The sequence below is a fragment of the Prevotella sp. oral taxon 317 str. F0108 genome, assembly GCF_000162415.1.
Classification (GTDB): domain Bacteria; phylum Bacteroidota; class Bacteroidia; order Bacteroidales; family Bacteroidaceae; genus Prevotella; species Prevotella conceptionensis.
In genome coordinates this window covers 5457-16239 of sequence record NZ_GG740076.1, presented here as the reverse complement: position 1 = coordinate 16239, position 10783 = coordinate 5457, and the positions used below count along the sequence as shown (strand labels likewise).

The following is a 10783-nucleotide window of genomic DNA, read 5'->3' as shown; positions in this document are numbered from 1 at the left end:
GGGGAGGTTTTTGAGGTTGTGAGTTTTTGAGTTGATAGGATTGTAAGGTTTTGAGTTGGCGAGTTTGTAAGTTGGGCGGTTAGTAAATTGATGAGTTGATGTATTCGGGAGTTGTTGGGTTTTCATGAGTTTATTGGCCAGTGAGTTGACTTGTCCCGCACTTCGTATGTGAACGGAGTGTTTATCTTGTGTTGGCATCACAAAGACAAGAAATTCCTCTCAATTTATAGAAAGATTAAAAGCCGAGACGATTTCATTGGTTGCACAACGTTTGTATAGCCGTTGAATGGGTTTTTATGCTCCCCCAATTGTTGTCGTTTCAAAATAACTGCCACATAAACCGAGCAGAGATATTGGTTGTTGGTTTCTGTTTCAGCACTAAACAACCGTCATCTTTCGTGAAATAATATTGCTAAGCAGCCTTTATCTTAGCTTTATTTGTTACTTTTGCACGTATAAGGTGGATTGAAACGCAACACAATTCGTAAAAAAGACGTGTATGAAACAGCAACTCCTTATATATAACGAAGTAAGAAGCTGGCATTGTCAAAACAAGAAGTATTGATGACTATACACAAAGGCGCAAAGCCGTTTGTTAAGTGGGCAGGAGGGAAAACGCAACTCTTGTCTGACATAGAGAGCCTTTTACCAACAGATTTCCACAACAGGAACATCACCTATGTGGAACCATTTGTTGGCGGAGGTTCTGTTTTGTTTTGGCTATTACAGCACTATCCCAACATACAACACGCTGTTATCAACGACGTAAACGCAAAACTGATAAACGTGTATCGTGTTATTAATGCCAAGCCCCAAAAGCTTATTAGTGCGCTCCGTGTGCTTGAAAACGAGTATCTGCCCATGAACCATGCCGAACGCACGGCCTACTTTATGGAGAAACGCAGGCGTTTTAACGATGACGAACTAACGAACGTGGAGCAAGCCGCTATCTTTATCTTCTTAAATCGAACTTGTTTTAACGGCCTTTATCGCGAGAACTCCAAGGGTAAGTTTAACGTTCCTCACGGCAAATATGTACACCCTAAGATATGCGATGAGCAAACTATCATGGTCGACTCTGACCTCTTGCAACGCGTGGACATCCTTTGCGGCGACTTTGACGCTACAAAGCGTTATGCCAACGAAGACACGTTGTTCTACCTCGACCCGCCATACAAGCCGTTGAACAGCACGTCTTCTTTCAACACTTACGTTAAAGAGCCCTTTGACGATGCAGAACAAGTGCGCTTACGAAACTTCTGTAACGAGGTAAGCGGGCGTGGCAGCTTGTTTGTTCTAAGCAACTCTGACGTTAAGAGCTATGACCCCAAAGACAATTTCTTCGACAATCTGTATGCCGCATACAGCATTCAGCGGGTGTTTGCCACACGCATGATTAACTCAAATGCAGAAAAACGAGGAAAGTTAACCGAACTTATGATTTCTAACATCGGGCAAGGAGAGAACCGCACTGCGCGCGAAACCATTGCCGTAAGCATCTAATTCTATGGATATAATGAAAGCGCATACCAAAGAAGAGTTTAAAACGTTCATGTCTCAATTACTAGAAACCAATGCAAACCTTGGTTTCTAAACTGATTTCGCCAAGTGCCATGCCAACGTAAACAAAATAGCAATGCGGCTAAACGCCCTCAACTACCTAATTGGCAAAGACGATATTGCTGCCGCCGTTCACGACTTATGGAAAGAGAACCCACAGGTATTTACCACGCTTGACATACTTATAGGTGTTCGCGCCAAGGATAAGAAACTTTCTTTTAACAGGGAAAGCGAGATACAACTTATTGAAGAGTTTTTCACTTCCGCAGAAGGCGTGGTAGAATTTATTCAAGACACAGGCTTAGAAAAAGTATTTCGCAACAAACAGATAACCAACCTTGTGGATTATGTGTTTGGAGTGGAAGTGGGTCTTGATACCAATGCCCGCAAAAACCGTAGCGGACACATCATGGAAGAGCGGGTTGCCAGCATCCTAACCAAAGCAAATGTGGAGTTCAGACAAGAAGTCTACTCACGCGAATTTCCCGAAGTGTACCAAGCCCTAGGCGTAGATAGCAAACGTTTCGACTTTGTTGTGGAGACACCAGCTAAGACTTACCTCATGGAAGTGAACTTTTACAGTGGCGGAGGCTCAAAGCTTAACGAAGTGGCTCGTGCATACGCCGAGCTTGCTCCCAAGGTTAATGCGTGCGAGGGGTACGAGTTTGTGTGGGTTACGGACGGAAAGGGATGGGAAAGTGCCAAAGGTAAGCTCGAAGAAGCGTTCTACACCATTCCAAGTATATACAACCTAACCACCTTTAAGCCTTTTGTTGACACACTAAGGCAATAGCATGATACTTCGATAAAGCCCACTCAACAGGGCTTTTGCTTGTGACAATAGGTGGTGGAACTAGCCTTAACACATAGCCCAACGCTTAAATGATAGAAACATATTATAGGTCTGACGACCGACACTTTAACCTTCTACAAGGCAATTGCATTGAACTTCTTGGCCAATTCGACTTTAAGTTCAATACAATATTTGCAGATCCGCCTTATTTTTTGAGCAATGGTGGCATCAGTTGTCAAAGTGGAGAGGTGGTAAGTGTGAACAAGGGCGATTGGGATAAGTCGCATGGGGCAGACGAAGACAACCTTTTCAATCGCAGGTGGCTAGAAGTTTGCCGTGATAAGCTGGCAGATAACGGCACAATTTGGGTAAGCGGAACTTATCATAACATATTTAGCGTGGCCAATTGCCTTGCTGAACTCGGATATAAAATACTAAATGTAATCACATGGGCTAAGACAAATCCCCCACCAAACATTTCTTGCAGGTACTTTACTCATAGTTCAGAGTTTGTTATATGGGCGCGAAAGTCCCCAAAAGTCCCACATTATTTCAACTACCAACTGATGAAAGAGATGAACGACAACAAACAAATGACCGACGTTTGGCACCTACCTGCCATTGCTCCGTGGGAAAAGACCTGCACAAAACACCCTACCCAAAAGCCACTGGGATTGCTTACACGCATCATCCTTGCCTCAACGAGGCCAAACGACTGGGTTCTCGACCCCTTTGCAGGCAGCAGTACCACCGGCATTGCCGCAAACTTGTTTGGCCGTAGATACTTTGGCATAGAGCAAGAGCACCATTTCCTCGAAATATCAAAAGCAAGGCATATGGAAATTGAGCAACCAGACGTTGCTACAATATACATAGATAAGATTTTAAAACAGCTAAGAAAGCTAAACAACGGGTATAAAACCGAACCTCTTACAGAAACTATGCTGATGTGCGAGGATGTGCCAAGCTATAACATCAGCACATTGCCTTTTTAAGTATATTTGATAAGTGTATCTCATCTTTGTTGAGCATCATTGCCCCCTCTTGCATTGGAATTAGCGCGTTCACGAGTTGTTCACGCCCCATTACTTTCCTCTTATGCCACAGCTTCACACACAAAGTAAAGGCCGCAGCACCTTTTGGGTATCTGCGGCCGTTGACCTTACGTTAGTATAATGAAAAATTTGAGAGAAAGAAGCTTCACAGCTTCGATGTTGTTTTACTAAACATTGTTATTGAGAAAGCATAGAAAAATTTCTTATTTAATGATGTTGAGCGAGGCGGCGGGTTCGCCCGACTTCTTCAAGGTGTCGATAACGGCCGAGTCGCCTAGGGCAACGGATGCCCCTTTCTCCACCTTGTTATATCCTGCCATGCCTGCGGGCGAAGTGGGTTTCGTTTGGAACGACTCTTGCGCGGCATTGCCCAACGTGAGGAAGATGGCCACAACGGCGGCCGCTTTGAACAGCGGCATGAGGCGTTGGGTAAGCGTGATGGTGCGTGCCTTCACCTTAACAGGCTCTTCCTCGTTGATTATGGCCAACAGCTTGCTGTCGAAATCGGCACCCAGATGTTTCGCCTTGCTCTCCATTTGCTGGTAGGCAAAGAGCGATTGGTACTGGCGTAGCTCAGCAGGAACGTCTTTCTGACTGAAAAACGCACGCAGGATACCTTCTTCTTCTAATGAAGTTTCGCAGTTCCAATAGCGCTCCAATAGCTGGTTGATATATTTATAATCCATAATCATCTGCATTTTTGAACTTTTGTTTTATCGCTTGCCTTGCCCTGAAGATGTTTATCTTAACCTGTTCTTCGGTAACTTCCATTATCTGGGCAATCTCGCGATAGCTTTTCCCTTCGAACTCTCGGAGCTGCATGCTCGTCTTTTGTTTCTCGGGTAAGGCATTGATGATGTCTCTCACAAGCTTTACGCGGTCGTTATGCAACATTTCCTCGTAAGGATTTGCCGTTAGGTCGGGTCTGTCGGCATGTGCATCTTCAATCGAGGGGTTGTTATGTCCTTTCCTTTTGATGCTGTCTAGTGCCAGATTTCTGCAAACCGTCAGGCTGAATGCCTCGATAGAGTCTAGCTCGTCCCAGCGATCGCGCCTGTTCCAAACCTTGATGAGCGTGTCTTGCACAATGTCTTCGGCATCGCGAGCATTAAGCGTAATGCGCAACGCCAACCTGTATAGTTTGTCCTTTAAGGGCAGAATGTCATTGCGAAAGCTTATTTTGTTCATCTCTGTCTCTGTAATAAATGACGATTGGGCGCAAAGGATGTTACGCGCATTAACACGTTTTAACCAAAACAAGGGGGCTGTTTGTTGTGCCGCTAGCCACCAACTCGCCGCATATTAACAACAGATACACACGGCATAAGCAGCCTAGAACAACAGCATAAGGCTGATGGGACTACACTGCCAGCCGCTTGGAACCATGCCCCAAGAAGACTGACAATGTTGCGATGCAATAGAAAGCGCATTCCGAAAGCCAACAAACAGTTTTTTTGTTGGGTACGGAATGGGCTATGATAAGGTTCTATTCGAAATAATACAAGAAGGTGGCGATGCCTTCGAGTGCAGGCTTGCGCTGTCCTTCTATTTCGATTTTAAACTCGATTTCGGTTTTGCAGATGCCGCGAATGTTGCTGATGGCATGCAGTTTGGTAACCAGTCGCACACGACTTCCCGTCACCACGGCCTGCCCAAAGCGCATCTTGTCCATGCCATAGTTCACCAACATTTTGATATTGTTCACCTCAATAATCTGTTCCCACAAGTGGGGCAGCAGCGAAAGCGTTAGGTATCCGTGTGCAATGGTGCTCTTAAACTGGCTCTCTTGCTTGGCGCGCTCCACGTCAACATGTATCCATTGATGGTCTAGTGTGGCATCGGCAAAGAGGTTAATGCGCTCTTGGTCTATTTCCAGCCACGGCGAAACGCCCAGCTCTTCGCCCAAATGGGCGGCAAACTCTTCATAAGAGTTAACAACTAATTTGCTCATTGTGATATGTTAATGATGATGTGATACTAAATTTTGGCGGCCGCTAAGCCGTAAAACAACGGCGAAATTACGCAAAAGAATTGAGGAAAACAAATGTTATTTTATTTTGGGTGCCGTCGGAAGCCATTTTACCAAGAGCTTATAAGCTAAATGAAGATCGTCATATACTTTCAGAAGTAGAATGGTAAAGAGCCGCAAAAGCACAAGATAAGCTTCGGTATGTGCATTCACATCGCTTGGAGGAGGTGTTTTACCATGTGCATACCTATTTCTATACTCATAGCCATTAGTGAACTCTACGTTATCTGTATAAAAGCTAAAATACTTCCGTTCTTCCCTACTTAATAGATGGTCATCAGTTATTAGCCAGCCCTTCTTTATCATCTCATTGGCAGCAGCCCTTCCCTCTTCATCAAGATGCCAATAAGAACAAGCACTAAACTCCCAGATATGCTTGAGAACTTCTATTATAGAATGATTCACAAACACTAACGTTCCGTCCTTTTCTACTTGGACAATGTCTAAGTCTATCAGAAAGTCTATTTTATATTTCTGGTGTTCCTCATAATTGTTATAATTCACCTTTTTATGCTCCATCAGATTTACAAAAGAACCAAGCGACTCATTCTTGTACGGCTCTACATAGTCAAGCAAAGAGCCTGAATCAAATAGATTATTCAATATGTTCCCAATATCCTTGCTATTATTATTAGCCTCACAATATTTGCTTACGAGAAGGCTTTTTGCATCCGTCATCTTCATTGGCTTCAACAATTCTAAATATTCAGGGTCAATCTCGTCCTCTTCCACAAAAGTATTAAACTGTCTTGCAACATTGTCTAACTCTGGAAATATCATTCTACATTTTGTGAGCCAATCGTCATTGCAATTAGGAAGTTTTATTTCTATACTTGGATAGCCGACTTTGTTTTTAAGGGTTTCGCTATAAAATTTACATAGGCCGTTCTCAAGCGGCCGATCTAGGCGATTAAGGCTTTGACAAAAGCCATATAGCTGATAAAGGGCAATCATATTTTTGTGCCTAAAACTACTATAATCAGGGTATGCCGTACTACTTTTATCCATAAGTAGGTATTCTAAACCTTCCACCTCGCAATGTTTATTTATCAAATTCAACATAAAGTGCTCGTTCAACCAATCAAAATTGCGATAACAATAAAAGAGGAGCTCTTCATCTTTATACTTGCTTATACCATTTATATTGTAAGTATACGCTAGCAGTCCATTTTCATTACTTGAAGTAAAAAGGGGTGCCTTTTCTTCGTTAATAAAAGCGATTCTCAATCCAAATGTTGCCATTGCAGTTTGCGGATTGTCCAACAGCTCCATATTCAGCCGTTTTTCTAGTCTTTTTGCAACCAATCGAGTTTTGGCAGATAAAACAAACTTACCATCTTGGTTTTTAGCTTGACAAATAAGCCGCACATAATTTAAATTTGGATCAGAACTAGCTAAATATATTTGTATTATTCTTTCACTGTCAGCTACTGATAAGTTTGAAGGCAAGTAGATTTCATTGCCAGAATGTCCTAATGGCCGTGACACATATTTATCAAGTAGAATGTGTGCAGTTTCTTCACTTTCAATCAAGACCTTCTTTATCTCATTCTTAAACTTGTCAACCAGCTGTTTGCATGATAGTACAGCTCGTAAATCATTTGTATTTTCCTTTATTATGTCCGATAAAGTTTCAGGCAGAATTATCTTAAAGCATTTAAACTGCGAGACTATTTTCCAAAAAGACTGTTTATATACCCTATCCAGCTTAGAGTAACCCTCTTTAATGCAACTAGGATTAAGTGAATTAAGATATTTAGCAATGATTGTATTATACGAACTAGTGGCGGCATTCAGTTCTTGGCATTTCACATCCGTCCATGTTGTTAAGCGACAACCCTCTTCAAAGAGCTTACGTATACTCCATAATTCTATTATATCAACAAGTTCCATATGCATAGAACTTTGTGACAACTCATTTATTCGTTCCTCTACTAATTTAAGATAATGGCCAATGGAAAGATCGTTACTCGAAAAATAGTGCACTCTATTCATATAGTTTTCTATAAATAAATTATTTGCCATGAATAAAATAAGCTAATGTTAGATTTTTTTGGGGGTAATAGAAAAAGCGACGACGTCTGTATTAACATTTACCCCACCCTATATGCGTTTCTGTATTTCCCCCAACAGCGTTTTTGTTTTGCTGGGCTGCCTACTGCTCAGGTAAAACACTTCGTTGCCTTTCGTAACAATACGAATAAAGCAGGTGTCGGAGTGTGTAAACAGCTTGATGCGCAAATCGTCGTTGGTTACGAAGTTGCCCAACCTCGTCTTTCGTGCCTCAAATCCGTTGGAACGGTGCTTTATCGCGGGCAAGCAGCTTTTCAAGCTAAGCTGTTTGATGTCTTCGTACGGAATGTTTGTGCCATACAGGCCGTGGATTTCCAGCTCATTTTGGTTAAACGAGAGCTTTATGTCGCCACTGCCATGAAAGGAAACGGCCACGATAGCCACCAATTCGAGAAGAAAGACGACGGCAATGGTGACTACGAGCACTGTGCTTTTCTGTTCAGAACCGCCTTTGCCCGACTTGCATTTCTTGCCGTATGCAAACAGCAAGCCAAGCGGAATGGGCAAAGAAACGAACAGCGTGTAAAGCAATAGGTTGTCGAAATAAATCGAAACGCCACCGCCAATTAAGGTTATTACGTTGCCAATGCTTATGCACCTGCACAACAATGCACGCCACGCCTTGTCTTCGGCTATCTCTTCCTCCGTATTTTCAAGGCCTAGCCCCACAATATTATCGGGCCTTTTCCTTATTCTGATTACGACAATAATATTTATTGCCACCACCAGAAACAATATCGTTATTAAGATGATACCATTATTCATAGGTTCTATATGTTATTAGTATGGTTACTATTCATGTCTAAGGTTGCCTTATTAGTAAGGTGTGGCTTGCTATATGGCCAAGTCTGCGGTGCCGTTTTGCCCTAATGCGCGTGCAACTAAACGCGCTTGCAAAACGTTGAACGGCATGGCAAAGGTACGAATTATATTCTAAACACAGAATAATGGTGATAACTTTACAAGATGACCGATTAACAAGCTGATTACAAATACTAAACCTCTGTTCAACTGGTCAGCTTGTTAACTCGCCAACTCGTCAACAGGTTAACAGCCCGTCAACTTGTCTTCTCGTCAATTGCTTAAACACTCGTCAACTTGTCAACTGGTATTTTCGTTAACTAGTCAACTTGACTTCTCGTCAACTCGTCAACATCTCTTCTCCCCACCCTGTTAACCTCCCATTGTTTTGCCCAAATTCAAAAAAATAATTACCTTTGCATATTCATTATTATCGCCTTATGAGAAAAGCTGCAATTCTACTTTACGCTTTGACCATTAGTGTTGGTGCATTTGCCCAACAGGCCAAAGAAGATTTCAAGAAAGACAGACTTATGTCTGCTAGTAATTACTGGGCCTACCCCGGTCCGCAAAAGGTACAGACGCCTGCGCCGAAAGGGTACAAGCCGTTTTACATCAGCCACTATGGTAGACATGGGTCGCGCTATCTCATCGGCACAAAAGACTACGACACAACTTACTTCTCTTTGGCTAAGGCCGACAGTTTAGGCAAGCTCACCCCGCTGGGAAAAGCAACAATGGCCAAACTAAAACTGATACGCGAAGAGGCAATGGGGCGCGACGGCGAACTAACACAGCGCGGAGCCGAACAACATAAGGGCATCGCACGCCGCATGTTTAAGAATTTTCCTGAGGTGTTTGCAGGACGAACAACCATCGATGCCAAGAGTACCACCGTTATTCGCTGCATCTTATCCATGGAAAACGCCTTGCAACAACTTTTGTTGCTCAACCCACAACTTATTATTAAGCACGATGCCAGCATGCACGACATGTATTATATGAACCAAACGGACGACAGCTTGCGTGCGAAAAAGATGCGCGGACGTGCAAAAGACGAGTGGACGGCGTTTGCGAAGAGGCACGATATGCACGAAAGACTGATGAATTCGCTCTTCAACGACCCCGAATATTGGAAACAAAACCTTAACGGAACCGAGTTTAACCGCATGCTTATCAAGGTGGCCAACAACGTGCAGAGCACAGAACTTCGCCATAAGCTGCAACTGCTCGACCTCTTTACCGACGAAGAACTGTACGACAACTGGCTGGTGGGCAACGCTCGCTGGTATATCGCTTACGGCCCTTCGCCATTGAACGGCGGCACGCAGCCTTACAGCCAACGTAACCTATTGCGCAACATCATAACCCAAGCAGACAGCTGCATCGCGCTGCCTAACCCCGGTGCAACGCTGCGCTATGGGCACGACACCATGGTGATGCCTTTGGTTTGTTTGCTAGACTTAAACCAAAACGGCCGACAAATCGTCGACTTGGAAAAGCTTGCCGCCGAGAATTGGGTGGACTATAAAATCTTCCCGATGGCATCTAACCTGCAATTTGTGTTCTATCGCAAGAACGCTGCCGACAAAGACGTGCTTTTCAAGGTGATGCTTAACGAGAACGAGGCCACTCTTCCGCTGAAAGCTGTTAGCGGTTCGTATTATCGTTGGAAGGATTTCCGCGACTTCTACCTGAAAAAGATAGACGCTTACAAAGAATAAAAACAACATCAATGCAGGATGAAGCCTACTTTGTGGCTAAGCTAGAACTGCGCCACATCAAACCAACGGCTACGCGACTGCTTATTGTTCGCGAGATGATGCGAGGCGACGAAACCATTTCGTTGCCCGAACTTGAACGCCTATTACCCACGATAGACAAAAGCACCATCTCGCGAACACTCTCGCTTTTCTTGCTCCACAGGCTCATTCACGCCATCGACGACGGGTCGGGCGCACTGAAATACGCCGTATGTGCAGACGATTGCGACTGCACCGTGCAAGACGAGCACACGCACTTTTATTGCGAACATTGCCACCGCACGTTCTGTCTTAAACAATTGGCGGTGCCGGTGGTGCCGTTACCCGACGGCTTTCGACTAAATAGTGTGAACTATGTTCTTAAAGGAGTATGCCCCGAATGCGAAAGGAAGAAGATAAGATGTTAAGGAGTTAAGACGTAAAGGAGTTAAGGAGTTAAGACGTAAAGGAGTTAAGGAGTTATGGGGTTAAGGAGTTATGGGGTTAAGCCAAATGCTTTGTTGCAGAGTAAAAAAAGAACTCATAAACTCATAAAGTCATAAACTCACAAACTCACAAGCTCATAAACTCACAAACTCACAAGCTCATAAACTCACAAAGTCACAAGCTCATAAACTCACAAGCTCACAAAGTCACAAAGCATATCACTCCCCTCTCCCCTCCGGAGAGGGTGGGGGTGGAGGTTTCGTACAAAGACATATCACTCCCT

9 protein-coding genes and 1 pseudogene are annotated in these 10783 nt (G+C 43.7%); 5 read left to right on the top strand and 5 right to left on the bottom strand.

The genetic code is table 11. The features are described 5' to 3' along the window. Window positions 1–564: 564 nt before the first annotated feature. The 3 genes and pseudogenes from HMPREF0670_RS12655 to HMPREF0670_RS12645 all read left to right on the top strand — a co-directional run bounded on the left by HMPREF0670_RS12655 (window position 565) and on the right by HMPREF0670_RS12645 (window position 3348). Window positions 565–1503 carry a DNA adenine methylase gene (locus HMPREF0670_RS12655; protein WP_009231551.1) on the top strand — a complete coding sequence of 313 codons (939 nt, stop codon included), beginning with the start codon at window positions 565–567 and terminating at the stop codon, window positions 1501–1503. Window positions 1504–1606: 103 nt separating this feature from the next. Continuing rightward, a pseudogene (locus HMPREF0670_RS12650) lies at window positions 1607–2353 on the top strand (type II restriction endonuclease); the annotation flags it as partial. An 89-nt stretch (window positions 2354–2442) separates the two neighbouring features. Beyond that, a complete protein-coding gene (locus tag HMPREF0670_RS12645) occupies window positions 2443–3348 on the top strand; it encodes a DNA-methyltransferase (protein WP_009231549.1) in 906 nt (301 codons plus the stop codon). 263 nt (window positions 3349–3611) lie between these two features. Here the strand turns inward: HMPREF0670_RS12645 and HMPREF0670_RS12640 are convergent, their stop codons facing one another. The 5 genes from HMPREF0670_RS12640 to HMPREF0670_RS12620 all read right to left on the bottom strand — a co-directional run bounded on the left by HMPREF0670_RS12640 (window position 3612) and on the right by HMPREF0670_RS12620 (window position 8275). Then, on the bottom strand, window positions 3612–4094 hold the full coding sequence (locus HMPREF0670_RS12640) for a hypothetical protein (protein ID WP_009231548.1): 483 nt from the start codon (window positions 4092–4094) through the stop codon (window positions 3612–3614). After that, complete coding sequence (locus HMPREF0670_RS12635) at window positions 4084–4596, bottom strand: RNA polymerase sigma factor (RefSeq protein WP_009231547.1); 513 nt, start codon at window positions 4594–4596, stop codon at window positions 4084–4086. The genes HMPREF0670_RS12640 and HMPREF0670_RS12635 overlap by 11 nt, the downstream gene beginning before the upstream one ends. A 298-nt stretch (window positions 4597–4894) precedes the next feature. After that, a complete protein-coding gene (locus HMPREF0670_RS12630) occupies window positions 4895–5359 on the bottom strand; it encodes a MaoC family dehydratase (protein WP_009231546.1) in 465 nt (154 codons plus the stop codon). A 96-nt stretch (window positions 5360–5455) separates the two neighbouring features. Beyond that, on the bottom strand, window positions 5456–7462 hold the full coding sequence (locus tag HMPREF0670_RS12625; protein ID WP_044078297.1) for a hypothetical protein: 2007 nt from the start codon (window positions 7460–7462) through the stop codon (window positions 5456–5458). A 78-nt stretch (window positions 7463–7540) separates the two neighbouring features. After that, on the bottom strand, window positions 7541–8275 hold the full coding sequence (locus tag HMPREF0670_RS12620) for a hypothetical protein (protein ID WP_009231544.1): 735 nt from the start codon (window positions 8273–8275) through the stop codon (window positions 7541–7543). Window positions 8276–8751: 476 nt separating this feature from the next. Here HMPREF0670_RS12620 and HMPREF0670_RS12615 point away from each other — a divergent pair, with 476 nt between their 5' ends. Continuing rightward, complete coding sequence (locus tag HMPREF0670_RS12615) at window positions 8752–10035, top strand: histidine-type phosphatase (protein WP_009231543.1); 1284 nt, start codon at window positions 8752–8754, stop codon at window positions 10033–10035. An 11-nt stretch (window positions 10036–10046) separates the two neighbouring features. Continuing rightward, the gene (locus HMPREF0670_RS12610) at window positions 10047–10481 is read left to right on the top strand and encodes a Fur family transcriptional regulator (RefSeq protein WP_009231542.1); all 435 of its coding nucleotides are present in this window, start codon (window positions 10047–10049) and stop codon (window positions 10479–10481) included. Window positions 10482–10783 lie beyond the last annotated feature (302 nt).